Annotated in this window: 25 protein-coding genes; 16 read left to right on the top strand and 9 right to left on the bottom strand. The window is 50.8% G+C overall.

All coding sequences use genetic code 11. From position 1 onward, the window contains the following. Positions 1-10: 10 nt before the first annotated feature. The 3 genes from HF324_RS08160 (at position 11) to HF324_RS08170 (ending at position 2934) form a co-directional block, all read left to right on the top strand. A complete protein-coding gene (locus tag HF324_RS08160) occupies positions 11-1246 on the top strand; it encodes a DUF6807 domain-containing protein (protein WP_168862262.1) in 1236 nt (411 codons plus the stop codon). Positions 1247-1341: 95 nt separating this feature from the next. After that, positions 1342-1860, top strand: coding sequence for a hypothetical protein (locus tag HF324_RS08165; RefSeq protein WP_168811254.1), 519 nt, complete (start codon positions 1342-1344; stop codon positions 1858-1860). Between the two features lie 30 nt (positions 1861-1890). After that, positions 1891-2934, top strand: coding sequence for a DUF3137 domain-containing protein (locus HF324_RS08170; RefSeq protein WP_168811256.1), 1044 nt, complete (start codon positions 1891-1893; stop codon positions 2932-2934). A 4-nt stretch (positions 2935-2938) separates the two neighbouring features. Here HF324_RS08170 and HF324_RS08175 read toward each other — a convergent pair whose 3' ends face one another. The 4 genes from HF324_RS08175 to tssD (HF324_RS08190) are packed head-to-tail and all read right to left on the bottom strand — an operon-like array spanning position 2939 to position 7192. Beyond that, a complete protein-coding gene (locus tag HF324_RS08175) occupies positions 2939-4342 on the bottom strand; it encodes a hypothetical protein (protein WP_168862263.1) in 1404 nt (467 codons plus the stop codon). Next, a complete protein-coding gene (locus HF324_RS08180; protein WP_168811260.1) occupies positions 4342-6153 on the bottom strand; it encodes a type VI secretion system Vgr family protein in 1812 nt (603 codons plus the stop codon). Before HF324_RS08180 ends, HF324_RS08175 begins: the two co-directional genes overlap by 1 nt. A gap of 46 nt (positions 6154-6199) precedes the next feature. Further along, a complete protein-coding gene (locus tag HF324_RS08185) occupies positions 6200-6799 on the bottom strand; it encodes a hypothetical protein (RefSeq protein ID WP_168862264.1) in 600 nt (199 codons plus the stop codon). 3 nt (positions 6800-6802) lie between these two features. After that, positions 6803-7192: a type VI secretion system tube protein TssD gene (gene tssD, locus HF324_RS08190; protein ID WP_168811263.1), complete on the bottom strand. Its 390-nt coding sequence runs from the start codon at positions 7190-7192 to the stop codon at positions 6803-6805. A 662-nt stretch (positions 7193-7854) separates the two neighbouring features. Here tssD (HF324_RS08190) and HF324_RS08195 point away from each other — a divergent pair. From HF324_RS08195 to HF324_RS08215, 5 genes are all read left to right on the top strand, one after another. Then, on the top strand, positions 7855-10311 hold the full coding sequence (locus HF324_RS08195; protein WP_168811265.1) for an AAA family ATPase: 2457 nt from the start codon (positions 7855-7857) through the stop codon (positions 10309-10311). 80 nt (positions 10312-10391) lie between these two features. Next, positions 10392-10838 (top strand): hypothetical protein, encoded by a 447-nt coding sequence (locus tag HF324_RS08200; protein ID WP_168811267.1) that lies wholly within the window; start codon positions 10392-10394, stop codon positions 10836-10838. A 40-nt stretch (positions 10839-10878) separates the two neighbouring features. Beyond that, a complete protein-coding gene (locus tag HF324_RS08205) occupies positions 10879-12261 on the top strand; it encodes a DUF5458 family protein (protein ID WP_168811269.1) in 1383 nt (460 codons plus the stop codon). Positions 12262-12511: 250 nt separating this feature from the next. After that, positions 12512-13327: a hypothetical protein gene (locus HF324_RS08210; protein WP_168811271.1), complete on the top strand. Its 816-nt coding sequence runs from the start codon at positions 12512-12514 to the stop codon at positions 13325-13327. An 11-nt stretch (positions 13328-13338) separates the two neighbouring features. Beyond that, positions 13339-14463 carry a lytic transglycosylase domain-containing protein gene (locus tag HF324_RS08215; protein ID WP_168811272.1) on the top strand — a complete coding sequence of 375 codons (1125 nt, stop codon included), beginning with the start codon at positions 13339-13341 and terminating at the stop codon, positions 14461-14463. On the opposite strand, the gene HF324_RS08220 is transcribed toward HF324_RS08215, so the two are convergent. From HF324_RS08220 to HF324_RS08230, 3 genes are read right to left on the bottom strand one after another with little or no spacing between them, the layout of a single operon-like run. Next, positions 14373-16205 carry a type VI secretion system baseplate subunit TssF gene (locus HF324_RS08220; RefSeq protein ID WP_168811274.1) on the bottom strand — a complete coding sequence of 611 codons (1833 nt, stop codon included), beginning with the start codon at positions 16203-16205 and terminating at the stop codon, positions 14373-14375. The two genes, HF324_RS08215 and HF324_RS08220, sit on opposite strands and share 91 nt — an antisense overlap. A gap of 48 nt (positions 16206-16253) precedes the next feature. After that, positions 16254-16685: a GPW/gp25 family protein gene (locus tag HF324_RS08225; protein WP_168811276.1), complete on the bottom strand. Its 432-nt coding sequence runs from the start codon at positions 16683-16685 to the stop codon at positions 16254-16256. A gap of 9 nt (positions 16686-16694) precedes the next feature. Further along, a complete protein-coding gene (locus HF324_RS08230) occupies positions 16695-17750 on the bottom strand; it encodes a PKD domain-containing protein (protein WP_168811278.1) in 1056 nt (351 codons plus the stop codon). Positions 17751-17977: 227 nt separating this feature from the next. Here HF324_RS08230 and HF324_RS08235 point away from each other — a divergent pair, with 227 nt between their 5' ends. The 7 genes from HF324_RS08235 to HF324_RS08265 all read left to right on the top strand — a co-directional run bounded on the left by HF324_RS08235 (position 17978) and on the right by HF324_RS08265 (position 24079). Then, on the top strand, positions 17978-18934 hold the full coding sequence (locus tag HF324_RS08235; protein ID WP_168811280.1) for a hypothetical protein: 957 nt from the start codon (positions 17978-17980) through the stop codon (positions 18932-18934). A 151-nt stretch (positions 18935-19085) separates the two neighbouring features. Continuing rightward, complete coding sequence (locus HF324_RS08240) at positions 19086-19898, top strand: TssN family type VI secretion system protein (RefSeq protein WP_246269677.1); 813 nt, start codon at positions 19086-19088, stop codon at positions 19896-19898. 10 nt (positions 19899-19908) lie between these two features. Further along, positions 19909-21084: a hypothetical protein gene (locus tag HF324_RS08245; protein WP_168811284.1), complete on the top strand. Its 1176-nt coding sequence runs from the start codon at positions 19909-19911 to the stop codon at positions 21082-21084. A gap of 161 nt (positions 21085-21245) precedes the next feature. Continuing rightward, positions 21246-21770 (top strand): type VI secretion system TssO, encoded by a 525-nt coding sequence (tssO, locus tag HF324_RS08250; RefSeq protein ID WP_168811286.1) that lies wholly within the window; start codon positions 21246-21248, stop codon positions 21768-21770. Between the two features lie 163 nt (positions 21771-21933). Continuing rightward, positions 21934-22320 (top strand): type VI secretion system tube protein TssD, encoded by a 387-nt coding sequence (gene tssD, locus HF324_RS08255; protein ID WP_168811288.1) that lies wholly within the window; start codon positions 21934-21936, stop codon positions 22318-22320. A gap of 680 nt (positions 22321-23000) precedes the next feature. Beyond that, a complete protein-coding gene (locus tag HF324_RS08260; protein WP_168862265.1) occupies positions 23001-23456 on the top strand; it encodes a hypothetical protein in 456 nt (151 codons plus the stop codon). Between the two features lie 245 nt (positions 23457-23701). Then, on the top strand, positions 23702-24079 hold the full coding sequence (locus HF324_RS08265; protein WP_168811292.1) for a hypothetical protein: 378 nt from the start codon (positions 23702-23704) through the stop codon (positions 24077-24079). A 76-nt stretch (positions 24080-24155) separates the two neighbouring features. Here the strand turns inward: HF324_RS08265 and HF324_RS08270 are convergent, their stop codons facing one another. Beyond that, a complete protein-coding gene (locus tag HF324_RS08270) occupies positions 24156-24809 on the bottom strand; it encodes a DUF1349 domain-containing protein (RefSeq protein ID WP_168862266.1) in 654 nt (217 codons plus the stop codon). An 89-nt stretch (positions 24810-24898) separates the two neighbouring features. Here HF324_RS08270 and HF324_RS08275 point away from each other — a divergent pair, with 89 nt between their 5' ends. Beyond that, the gene (locus HF324_RS08275) at positions 24899-25663 is read left to right on the top strand and encodes a response regulator transcription factor (RefSeq protein WP_168862267.1); all 765 of its coding nucleotides are present in this window, start codon (positions 24899-24901) and stop codon (positions 25661-25663) included. On the opposite strand, the gene HF324_RS08280 is transcribed toward HF324_RS08275, so the two are convergent. Beyond that, the gene (locus HF324_RS08280) at positions 25660-26328 is read right to left on the bottom strand and encodes an NAD-dependent epimerase/dehydratase family protein (RefSeq protein WP_168811298.1); all 669 of its coding nucleotides are present in this window, start codon (positions 26326-26328) and stop codon (positions 25660-25662) included. The genes HF324_RS08275 and HF324_RS08280 overlap by 4 nt on opposite strands. Positions 26329-26335 lie beyond the last annotated feature (7 nt).

Raw genomic sequence — 26335 nt, forward strand, 5'->3', positions numbered from 1 at the left:
ACGATTGCACATGAGAACACCTATCCGGACCATTTTCCTTCTTGGCGGCCTGCTGGCCGGCCTTCCTGCTTCTGCCCAGGTGATTGCCCGCTATACCGTACAGGCAGGTGACATCGACCGCCATAACAGTATCGTGCATATACGGCTCGATCAGCCGGCAGATACAGAAGACCTGCTGCTGGAAGAGGTGACAGGGAAAAAACGTGTGCCCGTCCCCGTTACCGCGGCGAACGGGGCCCTCTGGTGGATACTGGAAGGGCATACCCCCGCAGGCGCCCAGAGGTCTTACGAACTGAAAAAAGCCCCTAAAAAATTATCCGCACCGCCGGTGATGGTAGTCACAGACAATAATACTGCACTGACGCTGCAGCAGGGCACGCAGAAAATCCTGCAGTACAACTATGCTATGGTAGAACCGCCGGCCGGCAGCGATACGGTATACCGTCGCAACGCCTTTATCCACCCCCTGTGGGCGCCCAACGGCGCCGTTCTTACCAACGCCTTTCCCAGCGGCGGCCACCGTCATCATATGGGCATCTGGAACCCGTGGACGCATACTTCTTTCGAGGGAAGGGTGACGGACTTCTGGAACGTGCAGAAAAAAGAAGGAAAAGTACGTTTCGTTAAAATGGAAGCGGTGACTTCCGGCAACGCCTTCTGCGGTTTCAGCGCCCGCCAGGAACATGTGGCCTTCCTGAAAGACGGGACGGAAAAAACAGCGATCCATGAAACCTGGACGGTACAGGCCTACCCGGCCACGGACAACGGTAAACGCCGCCTGTGGGATATTACCTCCCGTTTTACACCGGCAACCGCCGAGGGGATCACCCTCCTGCAATACCGCTATGGCGGTGGTTTCGGCCTGCGTACCACACCGTCTTTCACCGCCGGCACCAGCCAGGTGCTCACCTCCGAAGGTAAAACCCGCAAAGACGCAGACAGCACCCGCGCCCGCTGGGTGAAAATCACCGGCACCACTCCGCAGGGGCAGGCAGGCCTCCTCATCATGAATGCGCCGGCCAACTACGACTCGCCGGAACCACTCCGCGTATGGCCCGAAAATATGGAAGGCGGCGAACTGATGCTCAACTATTCACCTACTAAAATGAAATCCTGGACGCTTACTAACGAAAACGAATACACGTTGACCTACCGGGTCATGGTATACGACGGCGACCTCACGCCGGCAGCGGCGGAAGCTGCCTGGAAGGATTTTGCATTCCCGCCGGTAGTTCGCAAAGAATAGATCTATTTTGAGATGTCAGGCTTTTTACTTTACTTCGTCACGGAATAAGGTTGACCCATCCCCGGATTTCCTGATATTGAAAAACTAACTACCATATGAATAGTCTACAGGACCTCAAGGCAACGTTGACGGCCATTCATGAAAAAGATAAAAAGCAGATATTCCAGGCGCTGATCACCGCGGAAATACTGGCGTTACTGTTACTGGCAGTGGTGCTTACCTCCGTGATGAAAAGCAGCGCTGCCATCCCCCCGCTGCTGATCGTGATGCTTGGCCTCATCGGCATCGGCCCGGTGATACCCTATGCTATTATGCTTTTTCAGGCCAACAAACGGCAGCAGAAAATTGACGAGTTCGTGGAATGCCTGCGGAAAGGAGAGGCTGTCAATAATTTGAACACCTACACTGATTATAAACTGATCCTGCCGCTGCGCATCATCCGTATACGGTTGTTCCCCATGGAATATGCGCACATGGTGGTGGGACCCGGCCGGAAGTCCTACAAGCTGCCGCTTTCCGAAGAAAATGTTCAACCCTTCCGGGCTTTTGTGAGCAGGACCGGCGCCGGCGCCATCGCAGGAAGCAACCCTTCCGCCAACTGGTCCGCCAATTAAACAACGATGCCGCGAGGCTGTTATACCAGTATGAAAACATTAGCCGAATTCAACACGTTTGTAGACCAGCAACTGGAAGCACAGCTGCAACAGCTGGAGAGCCAGCGCAAGGCCGGCCAGGCCTGGGTACGCCGGATGCGTATCCTCGGTGTGGTGCCGGTCATCGTTTTTTTTGCATTCCTGATGTGGGTCGTCATCCCCCGGCAGGAAAACAGCACAGGTAACAGCATGTCCGTCATCTGGATGCTGGTTGCCGGGATGCTGGGCACGCTGGGACTGAGCTTTGCGTTGCGCCGTTACATGGCCAGGCAGAAAGGCCTGCAGGAAATGGTGGATTACAAACAGGATTTTAAAAACAAGGTCATACAACCCATCATCCGCTTCATAGATCCGGCCTATACCTATCAGCCGCTGAACCATGCCAGCTATGAAGAGTTCACCGAAAGCGGACTGTTCTCACGCCAGGAATATAACATCACTGGTAATGACCAGGTATTCGGTAAAACAGGAGACCTTAATTTTCAATGGTGCGACCTGAAAGTAACGCATATGCCTACTGTTACCCTGCGTGGATTGGGCGCTGACGTGATCTTTGAAGGCACTTATTTCATGGCGCAGTTTCCCCGCTATTTCAATACGCCGGTGTACATCATACCGCGCAGCACGATGATGGAAAAGCTCACGTCGGCCACGCAGACGGACATGGATTACATTGAAACCTGGAACCTCGGAAAAAAGGTAACCACCTCCGATACGGCGTTCAACAAGCTTTTCATGGCTTATGCCAAAGATACAGACGAGGCGCAGCAGTTGCTGACAGCGCCGTTGCTGGAAAAAATTATCCGCCTGCAGGAGCGTTCGCAGGCGCCGGTGTTTATTTCGTTTTATAACAACCGTATCTGTATCGGCATCAGTCACGGAGAAGACTACTTCGAAGCAGGGTTGCAGGATTCGCTGACAGACCGCCGGATGCTGACCAATTTTTACATGGACTTCACCGGCCTGCTGGAGATCGTGGACGATCTGCGGCAGAACGGCAATATATGGACCTCCATAGCCTTTTCGCGTTCCTGACCGATTATCGTTTTTGCGCAGGGGTGTCAGCGGTTTCTTCGGCGTCTTCTTCTTCCTCTTCACTCAGTTGCGGCTGCATCAGAGATTTCACTTTGGATTTTTTCAGTTTATCCACTTCTTCCTTCCAGTTTTTACCGAAGATGCGGCTCATACGTTCGTCAATTTCACTGACAAGCGCCGGTTGTTTATTCGTATAGGCGTAATCGTAATAATCCGCTGCAAGAAAGCTGTATACAGAAGAGCTGATTTCATCGTCCGTCATCGGGATACCGCATTTATAGGCTTTTTCCAGCAGGGTATGATAACGGCTGCTGTCTTTGCGGCGGCTCAGTTCCACTGCCTGGTACCAGGAAGTTACCGCCTGTGCCAGGAATTGATGTTGTTCGGCCAGCGCTGCCTGTTGCAGGAACCATTCGATGGCAGGTCCGTAATTACGCCGTATCTGTGCGTAAGCGCCCTGGTAGCCGTAGGCCTGTATCAGCAGTGAGAGGCAGGCCTGGTCGCCTGTTTGCAGTCCCTGTTTGGCGATGCGTGTTGCTTTTTCCAATAGCTGAGGCAGTTTGGGGTCCCGTTTGAAATTAAACAACATGCCGGCATAGGAAAGGTGCGCCGTAGCGAAGAGGCCTTTGTAGCCGCTGCGTTGCGTGGCTTCCAGCATCCGTTCTCCCCAGTAATGCAGCCGTTTGATGTCTTTGTCTTTAGCGGCATTGCCCATTTCGAACAGGCATTTGCGATACGCTATTTCCGGGTCGTTGGGATTGCCGGCGGTGGCGAGGCGCTGGATCGCGTCTGCCAGTTGCAGCGGCACATGAAACGAAATGACTTGCCCGGGGAAAGGGCGGTCGTTGATCAACAGGTAGTCTTTGCCGACATGGTCTACCACGGCGATGCGCACACCTGCCGGGATGCCCAGTTTGAGCAGGCGGGTCAGCCAGCTGGTAAAACTGCGGGTATCGCTTACCTGCCATGGCAGCAGCGCCAGGACCAGGGTACGGGGTTGTTCGGGTAATGCTGCGCGGAAAGACTGCAGGAGTTGCAGCAGTTGTTTATCCTGCGGGAGGGAAGCGTTCAGCTGGCGGTAGGGCGCCGGGTCCCATGTCAATGCGCTGTCTTTGGCTTCCAGTTCCTGTAGCAGCGCTGTGCTGTTATCATAAGTTGTCAGCCAGTCTTTGATGATAGCGGCGCTGAAAGTGTCTTCGTCTTCAAATGGGGTGAGGTGTGTAACAAATACTTCTTCCAGTTGACCGTGAGGGGACGACTCCAGTTTTAAAAAACCTTCGTAGAGCCTGGCCTCTTCGGGCAATATCATGAGGCGGACCATGCGCAGCGCGTCATTTCCGGTGACAGCCTTGCGCCAGTATGCCTGAATTTTATTGATCTCCAGTGCTATTGGATTGTGTTCGTTCATCAGCAGTTTAAGTTTACCATACCTCCTTTAATATCTGTTGTGGTGCCTCCGTCTACTTTAATGGAGGTACCTTTGATCATCACTTCCGTGCTGCCGTCTGTCTGGTGATGGAGGGCGCTCATTTTCATGTTGGCGAGGCTCTTCAGTTCATGCAGGGTAACGGCGGTAGTGGTTATTTTATCCGCGTCGCTGGTGATTTTGTTGGCTTCGTTGTCTATCGTGACTTTCGCCGGTCCTTCACCGATGACCACTTTCTGTGTGCCTTTCAGGTGAATTTCTTTTGACATGAATTCTATTTTGTTTGGAGCGTCTACCACGATTTTATCTTCCGTTTTCACGGTCACGAGCGTCTGTGATTTCACGGTGATGTTACCGGATCCGTCCATGATCATGGTGCTGCCGTTTTTGTCGGTCACGGTAACGCTGCCGGACTGGTCGTCCAGCTGTATGAGGCTGCCGCTGCGTGTTTTGATGGCCTTCATGTTGTTCTGGGCGTCGCCATAACCGCTTTTGGATTTACCATTGAATTTGCTGCCGAGGACGAAAGGCATTTCAGCGTTGCCGCCTTCGAAGCCGATCACTACTTCTTCACCTATTTCCGGCACGAAGTGGAAACCGGTGCCACCGCCGGCGGCGGGTGCTGCCTGCCGTATCCACGGGCTCATATCGTTTTGTTGCTGCCAGAAGAACTGCACTCTCACGCGGCCCAGTTTTTCGGGGTCGTTATTGTCTTTCACGATGGCGCTTTGCATATCTGCTTTGGGCACCAGGTGGGGATTGCTGTAGGGGGGGACTTTTACATCAGCCGGTATGGCGGTAAAAGTACAGTGGTAGTTACCGGGCGTGTCGGCATAGTGAGTAGCCGATATTACGGTGTAGGCGCTTTGGCCGCTGTCGCTGGCGATGCTGATCTGCTGGCCGGGCATCACCGGCAGTTCGCTGATACCGCTCACGCGTACAAAGGCAGCGGCGTTGACTTTGTTCTGTACTTCCTTTACCTGTTTCAGTTCATCCTGTGTATAACCGTGATGTACAAACGTTTGTTTTTGGGAAGAGGAGCTGTACAGATCGTCTGATGCTGCAGAAGAGAGGTGCATCAGGGGATGGGAGCCGGTGTCGGCTTTTTGCGATTTTTCGCTGAGGGGGGCGGCTTTCATCACATCGTACGACACGTAGTTGAATCGTTGCGGTGTAACGGCGGCTACTGTTTTCAGCTGATGGAGCGTTACATTTTTGGTGAGTTTCACTTCGTTTTTCTGGGTGTCGCCGATCACGAGGGCGCTGCCGTCGTAATACATCCATTCGCCGTAACGGGCGGCGATGCGGGCGAGGAAGTTGAAGTCTGTCTCGTTATACTGTACGCAATAGGGGAGGGTGCCTTTATGTGCCGGTACCACCTGTGTTTTCAGGAGGCCGGAGCCGGCGTCCTGCAGGGCGCCCTGTATTACCTGTTGCAATGATTTCTGGTAGAAAGAAGTGCTCTGGGGGACATCGTCCAGCAGGATGGTGGGGCTGACGCCTGATACCTGGAAGCCGATGGCGGCGCCATCTTCTTCAATCACAGCCATACTGGTGATCAGGCCTTTGAAGCGGAAACTATCGAAGCTGATGGAGATCCCTTTGCCGATATATTTTTCGATGATGCCCTGCTGATAGGAAAGGTTGCTGCTGAGGCTGCCGGGGCGCCACAGGAAACTGAAATAGTGATGGCTGCCGACAGCCTGTTCCAGTGTCACATTTTTAAACTCTACCGGTCCGGCATAGCCTTCAATGCCTATTGTTGACTTATTCAGAAATTTATCGTCGCCCATAGTATTCAGGTTTAAAAATTTTTATCAATAAAATGTGTGTGCGGGGTCAGTCCTTCGGGTTGATCCTGATCACGCCGGTCTGATGGAGGTCGATATCATTGGTATTGATATCATCTGTATGCAGGTGGATAAAATATTGATGAGGCTGCCCGGTGGCTGCTCTGGGTTTGGGGTCAAATCGCCGGGGCAGATGGGCCACCGCGGGAGCGTAACGGAATGCCTTTAGCGGGTCTGTTGCGACGCCGGTTTTCTCTACCGCTCGTGCGGCGTAGCTGCCTGCCGGATAACCTGTTCCGGCAAGGGTGCCGGACGGGTAACGGGGACGGCTGTCCGCGGCTGCATATTTCTTTTCTTCCGCCGGCCGTGTAAAGGTGATCATACAGGCATGCTGTATATCGAGCAGGAACGTGCCTACTTCCTGCACATCTACGCCCAGCAGGTTGTTCTGCAGCTGGCAGTGGATATGTGAAGCCGGTATCAGCGTTTTGGTGAGCCCCGCGTTGTGCAGTACCGCCGGCAGGTGATACGTGAGGATGGTCAGTCCCTGATGCAGCTGCTGTTGCTCCGCATGGTCCGCCAGGCTACGCTGCAGGGCCAGCAAAATAAAGCGGGCCGCTACTTTAATATTTTCGGGGATATGCTGCATGGTTTAATCCTCCCATTTTCTTTTAAAGGCGACGTTGCCGATTTTCAGTTCCCTTGCCGAAATCACGATATGGGTGATCATGGGGCTGGCGCCGGAATGGTGATAACTTTCGTGGAACTGTACGCAGATGCCTTCGGTGAACTCCACTGTGCGAAGGCTGGAGTCGTGATCGCGGCGTTTGAAAATGATGGTGCCGTCGCGTTTTTCTTCCGGGGAGATCATCCACTGCACCAGGTCCGTATCCCGGGCCGATTCCAACACGAGGGAGATGGTGCCGCCACGGGGCATGGTGCTTGGTTTGCCGATGGCGTCAGTGCCCTGGGAAAAGCCGTAGTTACATTCCAGCACGTTGGCTGACTTTCCGCCTATGATCAGTTCTGCCTTAAAAGACATAAAAAAATAATTTTTTAGTGTTAACAATCCGTTTGTCCTGTTGCTACGCGGTAGACACAGGCATAACAGGTGATATCTGAAATTTATATGGTCGTTGTGACTTAGTGTTGTAACAGTAAATTGTGTGATGCCTATGAAAGATAATGGTGACGCAAGTTTCCGGGCAAAAGGTCTTTCCTGTGGGTCATTTGTTCAAGGGTGTTTAAAGGTTTGTTCTTTCAATAAAGGTTGGCACGAAAATAACTATTATTTCGAGATTTTGTGATTTTGGCATTCAGATATTTGTTAAGCTGTTTGGTATGGAATGCTGCCTATATCCCGCATATATTGATTATGTGTCATCCGGTTTTTTTTGTCAAATAAAAAATTTATGTATTAATTTTATGTTTAAAATAATTGCTGGTTTTAATGAGATAAGATAGCAGTAGATCTTCCGGGATATATACTGGTATTGTGTTTTGAAGTCCTTTAAGATCGTATGCGGTTATAGGTTACCCCCATAATAGATATTTATGAAAATGATAATGTTAGCCTCCGGTAAGAATTTCTTGCAGATTCAATTTTATGTAAATGTTTTCGCAGTATCTTTACCCAACTGCTTTTGTTAAGCAGCGGCGTTGTTGTAACTGTTAACTTGATCAGAAAAACCTTGAATCATCCAAATGACCCTTTCAACATTGACCATATTCAGCGTTGAACTGCAATCCGCCATCAGGATTGCGAAAGCAATTGCAAAAGACCATCATCATGTGCAGTATAGCCCTGCGCACCTGCTCCGTGCAGCCATGCATAAGGAGGTAGGGCTCGCGCCTGTATTGCACCAGATGAACATCGACGTATATTACCTGGAAGAGTGGGCCGACGTAAGACTGGATGAGTTACCCCGTACCTCCCGCACCGTAGACGAGGCGGAACCTGACGATGCTGCTGCGGTAGTGTTGCAGGAAGCGCTGAGTGTTGCCCAGGAAGCAGATAAGCCGGAAACAGACGCCTGGAGCCTGCTGATAGCCTTGTGTACCCCCGGCGTGGGCTTTTCCTACGAGCAGCTGAAATCGTTCCCCTTTACGCGTGACCAGCTCATAGCCGCCAGCGAACAGGGCCGCAGCAAGCCGGAAAATAACGTCAACGGCAGTACTGCGGCAGCGGGCATCAAGCCGGCATCGCTGAAGTATGTGTACCGGATGACAGACCCGCAGCTGTTGCAGACCTATCACCCGGTAATCGGCAGAGACGGCGATATACGCGCTCTTTCGGAGGTCCTTACCCGTAAAGACCGTGCCAGCGTGCTGGTGATCGGCGACGGCGGCGTAGGCAAGACCTCCCTGATAGAGGGACTGGCACGCGCTATCGCGCAGAAGCAGGTGCCCCTGCAGTTACAGCAGTCCGATGTGTATGCCCTCGATTACGGCGCCTTTATCGCCGGGGCCGCTTATAAAAATGAACTGGAAGACAGGCTTCTCCAGATCATCCAGCAGCTCAAACAAACAGGCAGGCATATCCTTTTCATCGACAATCTTCACACCCTTCTCGATAAACAGTCCGGCGGCGGCATGGCCAACGTCATCAAAGCGGCGCTGGGCAAAGGAGAGATCATCCTGATCGGCACTACCACACCGGAAGGCTTCCGCAAACTCATAGAGCCGGACGCCATCCTGCGGCACCGTTTTGAAACGATCAACCTCGCAGAGCCTGATGAAACACAGGCCGTGCGTATGATGACCGCCGTAGTTCCGGTATATGAAAGCTTCTATCAGTTGCAGGTACCCCAGGAAGCTACCCGCGAGGCGATCCGCCTCTCCCGGCGATACCTGAAGGAACGTTGCCTGCCCGACAGCGCCATCAACCTGCTGGACCGTACCATGGCCGCTATCCGCGCCATGCAGGATACCGGCGCGCCGCTGCTGGCCTCCCTTCGGGATGAACTGGAAACGCTGCGTGGTAAGGAAGACTTACAAAGCGAAGACCTGCACTGGTTTTACCGGCAACTGACTGACAGGCTGGGCGCACTGATGGCTGGTAAATTGCAGGTAGATACTGAGCTGACAAAACTGACGGACAACACCGCGCTGCTGGAGGCCCTGCAACAACTGCTGGACCAGCTGGCCGGCGTAGTGTCTGTACAACATAAAGCCGTTACCCCTGTTGACCTGGCTACCATGATCGCAGGAATGACCGGCATCCCGCTGGGCAAGATCCAGTCACAGGAAAGAGAACGCCTCGTAGCGATGGACCTGCACCTGCGTAAAAGAGTAGTAGGACAGGACCATGCGCTGAAAGCCGTTGCGGACGCCATCCTGGAGTCCCGTTCAGGCCTCAGCAGGCCCGGGCAGCCTATCGGCTCTTTCTTCTTCCTGGGACCTACCGGCACCGGTAAAACGGAGCTGGCCAAATCTCTGGCAGACTTCTTGTTCCAGGACGAACGTTGCATGATCCGCTTCGACATGTCAGAGTTCAAGGAGGAACATGCCGCCGCCCTGTTATACGGCGCGCCTCCGGGCTATGTGGGATACGAAGAAGGCGGCCTGCTGGTCAACAAAATACGGCAACAACCCTACGCAGTAGTATTATTCGATGAAATAGAAAAAGCGCATCCGTCTGTATTTGATATCTTTTTACAGATCATGGATGAAGGAAAATTACACGACAGACTGGGAAAAACCGGAGACTTCTCCAACGCACTGGTGCTCTTTACCTCCAACATCGGTAGCGACGCCATCGCCGCTTCATTTGAGCAGGGCGTGATCCCGCCGTCGCAGCAACTGATGGAACTGATGACCCGCCACTTCAGGCCGGAGTTCCTCGGAAGGCTCACGGAGATCATTCCCTTCGGCCCTATCCGCCAGGAAAACGTAGAGAAGATATTCGATATCCATCTGCAACATCTCCTGCACCTGCTGCAACAACAGCAGATAACGCTGACGGTTACACCGGCCGCCCGGCAACACCTCGCCATGATGGGCTATTCGCCCCGCTACGGCGCCCGCCCGCTGCGGGAGGTGATCCGGGGCCAGCTCCGTAAGCCACTGTCACGCATGATCATAGACGGAAGCCTCAGCAAGGATATGACTGTCACGCTCGACCTGAAAGACGATAAACCGGATTGGTCTATCAACAAGTAAAAAACCTCAAACAATAAAAGGGACAGGGGAACATATCGCCCGGACCTTTGCTAATTTGGAAAATCTCAAAATGTTTTGTTATGAATGACAACTACGGAATTGGTGGCACAGAAGTCAAACTGGACGCCAATGAAGCCATTGCGGAAATATCGCATAACCGTACGCTGTTTGCTGAAAAGCTTACCCAGCAAGCACCTGTAAAGCCTGAAATCGTGGAAGGGCTTACTTCCGTGGAAGCCGTTTTTGAACACTTCAAGCCCAGCTTAAATGTAAGTTTTCATGACGCTGAAGGCCGCCCGGTGCCGGAAAAACTGCAGTTCCACCACCTCGGCGATTTTGGTGTGAAAGGTATCACTGAACAAAGCGCTTTCCTCAATGATCTCGCCACTGAGAAAGAGCAGTACCTGAAAATCATGAAAAACCTGAAGACCAACAAGATCCTGAAACAGGCCCTGGCAGATCCGGACGCAAGACAGGCCATGCTGGGAGCTATCCGCAGCATGCTGAAAGACCTGAACACAAAATAATTAAACAGTTCCCCTATCCCGGAACATAATATCATTTCTTATGGCAGAATTACAGAAAAACCAGGAAGAGCTGCAGGACCTGCAAAATGCGGGGCAACAGCCTTCAGCCAAACCGGAAGTTAACCTCACCAAAAATATTGAGGAACTGGCCAAATACGGCGGCTTCGATCTTATTGAAGCGGCGGTGGAAGGCGCCCAGAACCTCAACCCCGACCGTAAGGCACGCCGTAACATCTTCCTCACGGAAGCCGGCAAAAAATCGGAAAGGGATAAACTAAGGAAAACACTCTCCCTCTGGGAAAAAGTACTCTCCGAAGCCACAGAGCTCCCCGATATGGTGGAGTTCTGTAATAACCACGCCGCCGAAGCGGAACAGGTGCTGAACAAAAACCTCGGCGAAGCAGTGGAAGGAACCCGCGAACTGGAACAGGCTTACCGCAACGTTGCCCTGTTCTTCAAAAATACCGAGTCCGACAAGGTGAAAAATATCTCTTTCATCAACGTGGAGCTCGAACAACTGAAAGACCTCGATAATACCCGCTTTATCGATGCCATCCGCGAGGAACTGGTGGCCAACTACGACCGCCTCGATCTGCGCGATAACTACAGCCTGCTGGTCATCCCGGGATACCTCGGCTCCAACAAGGTGCTGGAAAAATGGGCCAAGATCGCCCATGAAAATAAAGCCATGCTGGTGACAGACTTCGCCCACCTCGACGCTCCGGACGACGTAATGGAGATGTTTGAACTGGCCAACCTCACCGGTGGCGAAATACACCGCTCCAATGTGATCATGTCCTGCAACTGGCTCGTAGGCCGTGGTAAATTCGATGAAGTGGGAGAAGAAGATAACCTCTACGTTCCCCCCTCCGGCGCACTGGCGGGTAAAATCTACAAAACACTGATGTCGCAGGTAACCGCCGGTAAAAAATTCGGTGGCATGAACGAAGTGGACGGCGTGCGTTTCGAACTGAAGAAAAGCGAAATCGCCAGCCTCGAAAAAATGGGCCTCGTACCCATGGTGAAAGAATACGGCAAAGTAATGGCCTTCAGCGCCAAAACCCTGTTCAATGGCGATAACCTCGGCTTACAGACCTACTCCGTAGTACGTGTGTTCGACTTTGTGACCAAAGTGCTGATGGACTTCCTGAACCGCCGCGCTTTCGAAAACTTCAACGCCAATACACGGAAAGACCTCATGAAGCAGATCATCCGCTTCCTCGACGGCATTACCGGCCCTGACAAACTGATCGAAGATTTCAATATCCGCCGCTTCGAACAGGACCCGATACAGAAAGACCGTATTCACCTGGATATTCACCTGAAGCCTTATTTCCCGGCCAAGAACTTCCTGATCAAAATGGAAGGCCAGAAAGGAGATGATGCGGCTGAATGGGACACCACCTATGAACAGGATAAATAAACAGGTCATCCATCTGATATATGCTGGCAGTGGTCATCGTTGAACAACCGGCAGCAAGCCTTGTGCAACGATGATCACAGCGGCACAACATAAATTTTATTACGGTTGTTTTTCAGGTAGATAAACAACCTGGAAGCCAACTCAACTGTTAAGTGTAAATACTATGAAATCGGTGCGCAGTATTTTATTTTGTTTGTTAATTGGAACGGCCCCCGCAGTAATGGCACAGCAAGTCGGAAGAACCGATACCGTGCTTACAAAAAGAGGCGCTTCGACCCTGATCACGAGCGGGTCCGCCATCACTACGTTCCAGATCGGTGACGGAAAAAACACAGATTATGATTACCGGATCGTGGACGGTAATATGGCGGTAGTAAGACCCGTAACAGCATCTCCCAGACCTACCAACCTGATTGTCCGTGAAGGAGACAATATTCACTACATGATCCTCGCGTACCGCGAGAATGCGGACTTGTCCAAACTGAAGTACGTGCTGTCAAAGAAACCGGCAGGCGGCAAGGAACCGGTGATTGCCGGTACGCCTGAACCGCGGCATGGCGACAAAGACTCCGGCAGTAAAACCACTGCCACTACGTTCAAACTACCGGAGGAAGATGAAAGCGCGCCGCTGATCAGCGTGGACACGGTGACTGTCAGCGACCTTGCGGAAGACTTCAAAAAAGACAGTAAAGTCAATCACAACCATGAAGTGAAAGTAGACGGTGTCAGCCTCGGTTACGCCAAAGCGATGACCCTCAGTTCACTGAACTATTTCTGTTTTCACATCCGCAACAAAAGCAAGGAACCTTACGAGTTTGTAAAGGCCACGCTGATACACAAAGAAAAGAAAGACACTGCGGAGCTGCATACCATGCCACTGTTATACAAGAAAGGCCCCACTACCATTGAGGCCCGCGGTGAAGCGGAAGAAGTGTTTGTTGTGCCTTCCAGAACGTTCAAAAAAGATGATGAGATCATCATTGTACTGGAACCGGCGGAAAACAGGCCGCAGTTGGTATTGTATGTACCTGCCAGCACATTGCCGAAGTATATGTTGACAAAATAGGAAAACGTGTCATGAGACGCTGGTATCTTACAGGTTTGTTTGTCTGCCTCTTTACTATCCCGGTAATGGCGCAGCAGATAGACTTTTGCGGCGAGATGGTGCCGATGGAACGGGATTTTGTATCGTCCCGCCTCATGGACGTTATAAAAAGGAATCTCCGTTACCAGGGATACCTGCCGGTGTTGCGTTCCAAAGCGGAAATGTACTTCCCTGTGATAGAACCGATCCTTCAGCAATACCAGGTGCCGCTGGATTTTAAGTACCTGCCTATTGTGGAGAGCGGGCTTACCAATGCCACTTCTCCGGTAGGCGCACAAGGGGTATGGCAAATCATGCCGGGTACTGCCGCAGAACTGGGGCTGACCGTCGCGGGCGACTACGATGAGCGCAACCACCTGATCAAGGCTACCCACGCCGCCTGCCGGCTCATACGCATGTTGCACGACCAGCTGCAGTCCTGGACGCTTGCCGCCGCCGCTTACAACTGCGGAGCGGGCAACATCTCCAAAAACATCCGCCGGCAGGGGAGCCGTGATTATTACCAGCTGATGCTGAATAATGAAACGGCGCAGTATATCTACAAAATCATCGCTATCAAACAATTGTTCGAAAGCCCGGAACTATACCTTCCCGGCTTCGGTTATAACGTGTTTGCCAAAAGGGACAGCAAAGGTTCTGTGTTTGCCAACCCGCAGATACCACCTCCGGGCAATATCCGCGATTTTAACACTATCCGCATCACCATCGGGAAGAAGGCTTTGCCCAAACAGTCCAGCAGCGTGTATGCTGCCCGCTTGCAGATCAATGCCGCTTTCCGTGACGGAGAGCTGATCAGTATTCACATGCTGGAGAATATGCAGGCGAACGGCGTGTACGTGGGCCGTAACGCCAGTTTATCCGGCAAGGGATGGATTGTCAGCAACCGGGTGTATGTGGACCTTGGCTTTGGCAATACCGTGGTGCTCTGTGCCACCGATGGCAAAAAGGGAGTGCCGCTCGATCTGCTGAAGACCGGCGGCGAAGTAAAATTACTGAGTACCGAGTCTCACATCAGTACATCGTTGATGAATACACGGAATGGGAATGTATTGGCAGATTTTTCTTCCAGCTGGAGCAGTAATTCCTCTTTCAGATAATTCAGATTGGCAGACGGGTATCTGGCAATAGGCTGCACCAGTTGCAGTTTGATGTCCATCGTCCTTACATAGCCCGCATTGCCGCCAGGTTGCAGGCTTACGCCTTTGGTGACCCCGCTTGATTTCAACTCTTTACCAAAAATGGTACGGCATAATGCTTTGATGTCTTCCGGCGTCACGATCCTGTTGTGCGACAACAGGTGTGAGCGGTAGAGATTAATTTTCTCATCGATGTTCAGCCGGTCTTTGCCGCCCTGTGTATTGGTCAGCAGCGTGATGCTGCCCGGTTTGGTCTGTATGCTGCCATATTCCAGCAGTTTGCTGCCCATGCGGATGTTATTGGCGGCTGTACCGTTGGTGGAGTAAAATTCAATGAAGATGTAAGCGGCATTTTCTTTCGGCTTCACCATCACATAGGGGATATTGCCTTTATTGGAGCCGGGTTGCAGCTGTTCTTCGAGGGAGGCGATCAGCTGGTGCAATTCCCGCATGCGGTTGGTGACATAGTCGTTTTTCACTTCTTCGAACAGCGAGCTTTCATCACGTATCACTTCCATGAGATAGGCTATTACTTCTTTGGCTTCGCGGGTATCGAAGCGGCCGATGCCGCTGCTGCGCACCACCAGTTCCCCTTCCTGCATCTGGCCGGCGGTGGCGAAGTTGCGGACGTAGTAGTCCGTTCCCTCCAGGTCGTACACTCTTTTGATATCAAAGAAGATATCCGGTGTTTGCAGGGGTATGATATTGAGGTAACGGTTCAGTTTCAGGGACTGTTCGTTATTTTTTTTGTTGATGACGGGAAAGCAGTTGATGCTGCAATACAGGTCTTCCAGCAGGGTATGGTGAAGCGCTTCCGGGAATTCGATGCGTATCCATTGCACTTCTTTCTGCAGTTTCTCCGCATCCTGTCCGAAGAGGCTGGCCAGTGCGGCTGGGAGGGAGGCGTTTCCTGTTTTATGAACGCGGTTGTCCGTAATGGTGAGGAAGTGTCTGCGGAAGCGCTGCAGTACATGCTGGCTGTAGCGGGCGTTGGTATCTACGGCTACTTCCACCATGCGTTCTATTTCTTCTTCGTCTGCCGGGCGGCTGTGGTGGTAGCCGGCCTTTACGGTTACCTCTGCGTCGTTGATAAAAAAGCGGGCCAGTGGCAGGTAGTGGTAGAACATTTCCTGCTGGTGGATATTGCGCAGGTCAAAGAAGAAGGACATGCCTTCATAACTGAGGCTGGCATCTTCCATGGCCAGTCCGAGCCAGAGGTGGTTGGATGGTACGTCCGGCAGGGCTTGTCCCTGGAGGATTTGTTCTTTGAACCAGTTGTCCCTTGTTTCGTATAGTTTGGCGCCGATGCCGAGGTATTGCACATGGCCTTTAAAGAGGCGGTGCGTGGTGACCGGCGAGAAGAAGAGGTCCTGACTGTTGTGCCCGGCTTTGGTATGATGATAGAACTGATGATCTGCCTGAATGTCGGCGCTGGTTTCGGTAGACGTAGCATGGAGTATACCGAAGGCAGGCTGGCTGCTGGTGATAGGCTCCGGCATCATGATCTGCGCCAGCCTTTCCACGAGGCGTGCGTGAGACACGTCCACTTCGCCGGATATTTTTTCCAGTTCGCTGGCACAGGCTTCCAGCAGTAATTGTACGATGGGGTCAAAAGAAGTTTCCACTTCCGCGTCCGGGTATCCCCACAGGCGGGCAGCGGTTTTCAGCATACGGTCTTTTATCCTTTCTTTTTTTTCTTTCATGTGTCGGATGGTTTCGCGCAAAGGCGCAGTAAATTTCTAAATCCCAAATTAATCGTAGGACAACGGGCTGATATAGAAATAACTGGTGTACTGGAAGGGGTTATTGTTTTTGGCCAGTGTGCCGCTAACGGTGACCCTTATCTTTTTTTTCATTTTGCGGGCCGGCGCCAGCATCAGCTCTTCCTGATTGACGGCCGCTACCACGCGGATCTGTGCCAGTCTTTTTTCATAGCGTGTGACGGCCGTTTTAACGGCGGATTCCACTTGTTCCTTTACCTCGTTGTTGGAGGCTTTGATATCAAAATCACTGTCCCACCACTGACAGCCATACTGGGGGTCGTCTTTATTTTCCCCCAGTACGGTAGTGATCAGCAGGTGAATATGTTGCGCCACGGATTCTTCCAGGTTGACAGCCGGTATGTCTTTTTTTTGCAGCAGCTGGGAGAAGTCCATGGGCAGCTTATAATATTTTCCTTTCATGGGAATCGTTTAAAAAATACCCAGTACTTTTTTCCGGTCGTACATGATCCTGATTTCTTTCACGCAGCCGTTGGCGTCTTTGATCAGGTTTACTTTTTCTATTTTGAATTTCTTTTTGCCGTATATGCGTGAGCAGAAGTGGGCAAAGTTGTCTGTTTCCTTATCGTTGAGCAGTACGCGTGCCGACAGGTTGTCGCACAGGTACCTGGAGAAATCGGCGGCGCTTTTTTGTTTGGTGGTCACCTGCGACAGCATGAACAGGAATTCGTCATCGGCCACGGCGGGAGCGGTGGGGCCTTTGGGTTTTTCCGGTTCCGGGGCTGGCGGCGGCGGTGGCGGCGGGGCGAATCCCGGGTCTGGCGCCGGGTCTGCAGCCTGTGGTCTTGCCGGGAATACCGTGATGCGTTTCATCACCATGTGGGCGGTGTCGCCATTGACGATCAGGGACAGGGTCCTTTCGCCCGGTGAGGAGAAGGTGTAGGTAACGGCAGCGCCTGAATGCGGTTCCGCGTTATCCTGTAAGAGCCGCCATGTCCAGGTGTGGGCGCCGGGTGTTTTGTTGGTGAAGGTAACGGGTCTGCCGGCAAATACTTCACCGGGGCCGTCGATGACGGGGAAGATGTCGGGGCGGGCTTCGGCAGGCGCAGCGGGTGCGGCGATGATGATGATCTCCTTGTTCCAGGCGCATTTGCCGGATACGAGGGTGACCATATAGCTGCCGGGTTTGTTGAAGGAATGGTAAACCTGTGCGCCGGTCTGGCGGGCAGAGGAGTCACCGAATTCCCAGGCGTAGTCCGTCCTTTTTTTATCGCTGCTTTCGGCGTTGAAGGTGATGACCTGGCCCACCGTGTAGGCCTTGCCGGAAGTATGTTGTTTGTTACTGAGAACGATATCGGTGGTAGTGCAGTCTTCCCGGGTGTCCAGCTGGAATGCAAGCAGTACGGCGCTGATCAGGAATAAGCCAAAGAAGGTCCACAGTACCATGGGGTCAACATGACTGGCAATTTTACCAAAGGGTCTGAACGAATTTACCTTGTGTTCATTTTCGGGTTTACGGGGGGCCATTGATTTTTCAGGTTTTTACAATTTCAGATTTTACAATTTTACTGTTTTTTTGGATAACTTGCCTATGTGTCAGGGGCGTTTTTTCTTTTTTCAGAATTTGAGTCACATATAAACGCAATATATTATTTTTGGGGCAGATCGTTAGCCCGGAAAAAACCATAGAACAGTTGAGATTAGATAGTTATGCTAACAACGAAAGACCCGAAAAACCTAAAAATCATCACCTCATGGTAAACAACGCCCAGAAGGCTGCCGTCCTGGAAGATGTTATAACACACGTTGCGGAATTCCCTTATGATGTAAGGGCGGAAGTGGTGGTGGGCGAGTTGCTGGACAACCAGGTACGCAGGGAAGAAGTGGTGGTGCAGTTGCAGAATGTGTTTACCCGGTCATTTAATAAGGATATTCTACATGTAAAACTGGATGACAGCCAGCCATATCAGCCCTATGTATTGTTATCACTGTCACGGGACGGCATATATGACCGGTTGCCGGAGGGGTTGTTCCACGAGTTTTCGGAGCAGCGGAAAGTGCGGGGCACTGCGGATATGGTTGCCCGTTACAAGCGGCAGCAGCAGGAGGAATTGCAGGCCCGGCGTTTTTTTCAGCCATTGGAGAATGAGTTTTTTCTGCAGCGGGTATTTTTAGAGCAGCGGGAGAAACATTTATTGTTTGATGTGTTTGGTAAAGATGCCGATCAGTTGTTCAGCCAGTTCTGGGACCTGCCCGCGGGGCTGCCGGGAGCGGCGGCCAACAGGCTGGTGAAACTGCTGCCATATATGCATCGTATTGCCGGCAATTACCGCATGATCCGGCTTTGTCTGCAGCTGGTGCTGGAGCAGGAGGTGGAAATTGAAGTGGACCATACGCCGCAGGCTGTACGAACAGAGGCCAGTGTGCCGTTGGGCGAATGGCGGCTGGGGGTAGACAGCATGGTGGGGCAGGTATTTTATACAGACATGCCCCGCGCCACGGTGACGATCGGGCCGCTGCAACGCCAGCGCATATATGACTACTTGCCATGGCAGGCATACGGGAAGCTGCTGGAAACCTGTTACGGTTATCTTTTCCCGGCTGACATGGATATTAATACGGTACTGGTGCCTGATCCGGCCGACAAGAAGAAGACACTGTCCGACCAGCAGGTGGAAGACGGGCTTATGGGATATAATTTTTTCCTGTAGCCACTTTTTTATGCTGATGTGGAATTATTTTTGTTAACATTGTTAACGCGTAAAAACGCTGTTATGTTAAAAACCCAAAAAAAGAAAAACCTGACATACCGGAAGAGCTATGAGATACACCGCTAAATTCTATTTGATGTTGGCCGGCGTTATGGCCGTAGGATCAATCATAGTGGCTTTGCTCAGCAGATACATTAAAAATTTCAGTCTTTTTAAAAAGAAGGCACTGTGGTATTTAGCATGTATGACGCTGGTATTTGCCGTGATTAGTTCCATCCCTTTCCTGTTTACCCACAAAAACCTGATGGACCAGTATCTTTTTTACCAGGTATGGTTTTTAGGCCTGGGGATACTACACTGTCACTTTATGTATACCCGCTTCTGGGCCAATGAAACCACGCTGGGGTCCGAGCTGGCCTTTATCGTCGCGATCTGGTTGTTTGGCGGTGTCGGATTTGTACTGGTAAACCGTTTTCTCGACAAGGACGCCTTCCTTTATTACCCGATGCTCACAAGTATGTTTTCATTTGTATTGCCCACTTTTGTATACAAGACATTTGAGCGGATGATGGCTATCCCGGTGAAGGTGCACAAATGGTGGCAGTATCCTATGTACAAGGAAGTGCCGGATGTGAGTGACGAGGATATGCGCGACCTGATCGTTATAGGGCTGGAAATGGAGAAGGGCAGGGGTGACCGTAACCGCACCTATTTCAGGGCCCGTACGCCTATTAAAATGGACCTGGGCGACCTTTTTTATCACTTTATCAATGACTACAACGACCGCTATCCAAATACGCCGATTGATTTTGTGGACGATAACGGTCAGGCCTATGGTTGGGTGTTCCACCTGAAGCCGAGGTGGTTTGGCGCTGCCAAGACACTGGACCCTGCAAAGGCAGTGTTTATGAATGGGATCAAAGAGAACAGCGTGATCATTTGTAACAGAATTATGTTATCCTAAACGTATTATTATGGCAGAGCCATTAAAACACTTTCCCGTCAACTGGGTCGACGGGATGAAGATAAAGAAGCAGCATTTTATCGATACGGAAAATGCCATGCTGGACCAGATCAGAGATGCCCTTGCCTGTAGTGTGAACGCGCTGAACTATGGTTTGTTGCCTCCCAAAGCGGAACATAAGGAATCGCTGCGTTGCTGGTTTGTGACCGACAATCAGCACCTGTGGCGTATCAAACTGACGGAATGCAGGGCAGTGACGCCCGGCGGCGCCCGCATAGAGATACCGGAACATACGGTGCATTCACTGCGTTATGCCACCACCTTCCCGGAAGCGACCTACACCTGGGACCCGGAACATACAGAAAGCACTTATTATGTATTGATACAGGTAAACCCGTTTAACCGTCAGCCGAGCGGAGAGCCGTTGCTGGAAGAAGATCCGCCGCGGTTGCCTTACGCCACGCCTGAATACAGCCTGTACGTATTGCCGGCTTCCCAGCTGCCACAGGGACAGTTGGGCAGTTATCAGGCCGTACTGGCCAAGATAACGGTAGCGGACGGACGGCCGCAGATGGATGATGATTATATCCCGCCCTGCAGCATCGCGAGTGCGCATCCGGCCCTGGTGGACCTGTATCACGAACTGGACCAGTTCCTCGGGCAGATGGAATTGTATGGCGTACACATTGTGCAGAAGATCTATGGCCGTAACCAGAATAATGATCTGGCGCTGGTCGTATTATACATCACGGAGAAAATGGTGCAGTTCCTCGGTACGCGCATCACACAGTTCCGCTGGCTGGCGCTTAACCAGCCGCCGGCACAGATGCTGGAAGTGATCGCAGGACTGGCCCGCACCATGAAAAACGCCATTGACCAGCGCGCCGGCGCCGGTAAAGAAGAATTGCTCAACTATCTTTCCGAATGGTGTGAACTGCGGCAGGGCGAACTGGAAAACCTGATGGTGAATTGCGCCAACATCCGTTACAAACATCTGGACGTGCGGGAATGCCTGCAACCCATGATCCCGTTTGTACGTGCGGTAAATAAGCTCTTCGAAAGCCTCAGCAGGCTGGATTACATCGGCCGCAAACAGGACAGCAATATTTTTGTGAAGGAAGAATCTGCGGAAGATTCAGAATACCTGCGTAAACATAAAACCAAACGTTGGTTCTTTACAGATTGATCATATTAGTTGCAGGCTTTTGGCAGACAGCTTTAGGCGTTTTTCCCATAACAGGGTAGTGATGGGGTTTCGCCCGAAGCTGCGCCCATGGCCAAAGCCGGCAACTATCTGCGGTATTGAATTTATCTAAAAATCAGTAACAGCTTAAAGCTCAGATTCGTATGCAAGTATTAAACAAGCAGGAGAGAACAGCTTCCTTCCTATGGTTCCTGTTATTTTTTGTGGTCACCGTGGCATTGTTCGTATTGGCCATTTTCTTTAATTACCAGGTGCCTTCAAGGGAGAATGCGTCTCTGCGCAAGGAGTTGACCGCTTTCCGCCAGGAACAGGCGTTTCAGGCGGAGTTCCTGCAAAAGCTGGACAAGGTGAAACACAACCTCGACTCCATTAATCTCCCTAACCAGAACGCCAATTACATGGACCAGGTCATCGCCGGTTCACTGGCGGAAATGCGGAATTCCATTCCAAAAGATGTGGTAACACATTATGCATTGTATGATAACATCGTGCAGGCCTGCCTTTCATTGCAGCAAACCAAACAACAGCTGCGTGAATTACAGAATGCACAGCAGAATATCGCAGGGCTGAAAGAACAGGTGCTGGACCTCACCAGCAAACTTGAAAGCAAAAGCAGGGACCTTGATAACTGCCGCCAGATGATGTTGCTTAATAGCCGTACGCACTAACGATTCCGGTATATTGTTGTGGTCATAAAATTTTTTTGTTAACGTGGAAAAAAAGTAGTTAGGATTATTGACTGAAACAAAAAAAGGGGTTATATTTGAAGCTCATACTTTTTCCTTTTTAATAGGTATTTTTCTTTATTGTAACCTTAAAAATTAACCCAACATGTCCTTCAAATCAGTCTTTACAGTAAATGGAGAGAACTACAATGTTCAACATGTCTCCTACGACCTCAGCCAGGAAACAGATGCTACAGGCCGCCCTTCAGCGATCACTCGCGGTGGACGCATCAGAATGACCGTAGAGTCTACTGGTAAAACAGAGCTCTTTGAATGGATGGTAAACAATTTCGAAAGAAAAGACGGCACCATCACTTTCTACAAAAGAGACACCGATTCCAAACTGAAAACGTTGGAATTTAAAGAAGGCTATCTGGTGAAGTTTGAAGAGTCTTTCGACTACGAAAACAAAAACCCGATGGTCATCACTTTCACCATCTCTGCCCGTGAAATTAGCATGGGTAACGCAAAACATGTTAATGAATGGGTGTGATAAACTCCAGACATTATTGATTTAGCAGGAGGGGCTTTCGCAAGAGAGCCCCTTTATATTTCTCAGCGGGTCCCGTTCCGGGGATATCCCGCCATCTTATCCTGATGGCCCGCCGCGTGGCGTTAGTAAACGGTTACTGCGTTATTGTTGCAGTTTGTTTACGGTTAATATTCGAAAACCGATGGTGCTGTATGTATGCGCAACGTACCCGATAACATGGCACACCTGATAACATGGCACATTGTATTGCTGCATTTTCAATTGTGGTTTCATTCCCATCAGAATCGGTAAATTACCGGCCCGTAAGGCACCTAAGGATATTGTTCAATGACTGTTGCATTGGTAATGTAGTTATTTACCCTCCGGGAGCACAGTCCGTAAATCACAACTGTATTGCCTCCGGGAATGAATCCATAGCCATGGATGTTATGTTGTCCGGATATTACTTCGCCGGATCAACGGTAACGGATTTTTTATTTACCTGAGGTTGGTTAGGTCTGGGCGGCCGCGGTTTTACGTATGAAATCGTAGCGGAAAATTCGCTGAAAACAGAGACTGTTGTAAATAGTTTTCGTATATCCGTTGCAGATATACAGGGAGATGGCGATAATTATTTGTTACCGTGATCGATAGCTTAGAAAAGAATTCAGAAGTAAAAATATAATAATGTATATTTCTGCATGACTTACACTTCACTAACAGCAGAAGAAATTTCCGGATTACTGTATCAGTTTGAATCCTGTACGCTGCCCAGGGCTGCGTGGACACACGAAGCGCATCTTATCGTAGCGGTTGCCTATAATCTGCTTTACAGTAAAACAACAGCCCTCGAAAAGGCACGGCTGCATATACGCCGCTACAACGAAGCCGTAGGAACACCTAATACCGACCAGGGCGGATACCACGAAACCATTACCTGCTTCTGGATATGGCTGGCGGACTGTTTTTTACAAATACAGGAAGACAAATCCATGGAAGCTGCCTGTAATTCGTTTATACGTTCGCGTTATACAGACCAAAAACTGCCACTACGGTTTTACAGTCATGCATTGCTTTTCTCTGTTAAGGCCAGAAAGGCATTTGTGGCGCCGGACCTTGCTCCGCTTGAGATGACGGGCATAGCCACAACAACATAAAAACAAATATTGGTCAACGTTATAATGTTTAATGGATTGTGTTTTCCTGTAATTGGCCGCTGCGGAGCATTTGCGGGAACGATTGTAGGATTTGTCTACCCACTTTGGGGATCAGATAACCCGGTGCCTGCGGGCAGGAAAGAGCCACTTTTTAAAGTGCAACTACCTTAAAAACAATTAGTTGTGTTCTGGTTGGATGACTTGGTATGTCAATTGCAAAATACCGGTTAACCAAAACAGATGTTATGAAGTCAATGCTGAAAATTGTTGGCGCACTAATGATGGTCGCGTTCCTGTTTGCCGCCTGTAGCAAAGATACTGACCCCGCTGATGTAGACGTGTTTGCCGGAACCTTTAAAGGAAAGATCAGTTATAAGGACGGCACCACCAATACATCCAAGGATGATGGGAGTGTATTTGTTACCAAGGTTGGTACCCGTTATGATTTCAGGTTTTCTGATGGCATCCCGGATCTTACCGGTGTTGAATTTGAGAAAAAGGATGATAACACGATGGTGAATATAGGCTCCTCCGGAACAGGTGTTATTACTATCACCAAAGATAAACTGGTGATCGGGTTTACCAGGGATAACAGGATATGGGGAGCTGATTGTACGAGATAGGTTTCCGCATAATAGTCAGCAAAAAGCAGCCGGTGTGGTATATCACCGGCTGCTTTTTTTTCAGGCAGTACACCTGTTATTTCTCTGCATTTTTTTGAAGCCAGTTAATTCTCCGCTGGTCCGGCAGATGGGTGACGGTGAAGTTTTCGAACTTGGCCTGGAACCCCTTCCCGTCAGGCGATGCGGCCATCAGGCCGATCATAACGAGGTGGTTGTCTTTCAGCGGAGCGTTGCGCGTCATGACGTAGGTCTTATCGTCATAGGAGTAATAGATCTCCACCGCGTCCAGCCTTCTTACGGCTTTGATCCAGATAAACGGCGGCGTTTTATCCAGTGGCAGCACGCTCCAGTCACTGGTTTGGTTGGTGACCACGGTGCTGACGTTAAACTTCCCGTCGTAAAACTCCACACCGGTTTTAATATAATGTTCCTGGTCAATCCTGATCATCAGTCCCATCTGGTCAAACCGCGCCTTGTAATCGCCGGTGAGCTTAACTTTCGCTTCAAACTCCCCGCCATAGGTAGCGTAGTAAAAAGGGGCGTCATCTACCGTAAAACCATAGTGCGATATACGCCAGTAATCGGTTTGGGGGGTAACAAACATGGACAGGGCGTTTTGTTTTATTTCCCATTTGGCCGGCTCGTTAAACCACTGCATTTTCTCCAGTGACTGTGCAAAAAGCGTATGCAACACTGACATCATTCCTACGCTCAGTATAAGTTTCTTCATATAATTAACCATATAAAATAAATACCTTCGCAAAGGTAAATCCCTGCAGATGAAGGGACAATGGTTAAAAATAACCATATTTGCTTATCATGAACCTCCTCGACACACTGAATGACTACCTGTTACAGCAGCCATTCGGCGACAGCCGGGCCTCGGTGACGCTTTCCCGGTCGCAGATGATTGCACAGGTGTATGCACAGATGGAAAATTCCATCAGCGTTTTAAGCGATCTGAAAGCCAATAAAAGTTATATCTATACCGGCGGCGCCGCTACCACGCTCGGTATTGAAGGGCCGGCGGGCATGAGGGAAATCGGGTCTATCTGGGAAGAGGACATCCTCCGGAAAATAAAGGAGGAAGACCTGATCAATAAATATGCGCTGGAGCTGCGTTTTTTCCACCTGCTAAAAAGCTTGCCGGTATCGGAAAGGACCGACTATCAGCTGGTGAGTTATCTCCGTATGCAGAACAACCAGGGTGTTTATATCCCGGTACAGCATCGGATGTTTTATGTGCAGAGTACAGAAGACGGCAGTATCTGGCTGGCGCTGTGCCTCTATAACCTGTCGTTTGAAGCAGGCAAGGCAGCGGCTTACCATGGTTCGATCGTCAATACCCGCACAGGCGATGTGATCGGGGACGATGAATACCAGGTGGACGATATCCTGACCGCCAGGGAGAAAGACGTGCTGATGCTGATCAAAAAAGGAAAAAAGAGCAAAGACATTGCGGTGCAGCTCTCGATCAGCGTTAACACCGTACACCGCCACCGGCAGAATATTCTGGAGAAACTGCATGTAGCCAATTCCATGGAAGCCTGCAGGATGGCGGAGTCGCTGAAACTGATCCCCTAGTCTGCCTGTTCTTTGGCAAGCAGGGCAATGTCTTGTACTTCGATGGTAGGCCTGGCGTAGCCGTTGATCGTAACGTTGATCATAGCTTTGCCTACTTCTGTCAGCGTAAGGAAATAGTTGGGAAAAATACTCCTGAGGAAATACAGTACACTGAATACCTTATAGAGCGACGGGGTGTTCTTCGCCCCTTTGGTAGCTTTCATGAACGCCGGCCGGAAATTGTAGACCGCTTTAAACGGGAGTTTTGTCAGGTCATTTTCGGTTTTGCCTTTCACCCGCGCCCACATCAGTTTACCTTTTTCGGTACTGTCAGTACCCGCTCCCGAAACATACACGAACGTCATGCCCGGGTTCACGGCGGCGAGGGCGCCGGCGAAGTTCAGCGTCAGCGTATAGGTGACCGCGTAGTAGGCGGGTTCTTTCATCCCTACAGAAGAAACGCCCAGGCAGAAGTAGCAGGCGTCGTACCCTTTCAGCTGGTCCAACACAGGGGAGATATCGCTGAAATTGCTGTGGAGGACCTCTGTGACCTTAGGATGTGTCACGCCTGTGGGTTTGCGGTTGATCAGCAGGATTTTTTCCACTTTGGGATTGGCGATGCATTCCTGCATGACGCCTTCTCCCACCATCCCGGTAGCGCCGGTGATAATTACTTTCAGTTTCATTGCAGAC

Origin of the sequence: Chitinophaga oryzae (genome assembly GCF_012516375.2) — a bacterium.
GTDB classification, from domain to species: domain Bacteria; phylum Bacteroidota; class Bacteroidia; order Chitinophagales; family Chitinophagaceae; genus Chitinophaga; species Chitinophaga oryzae.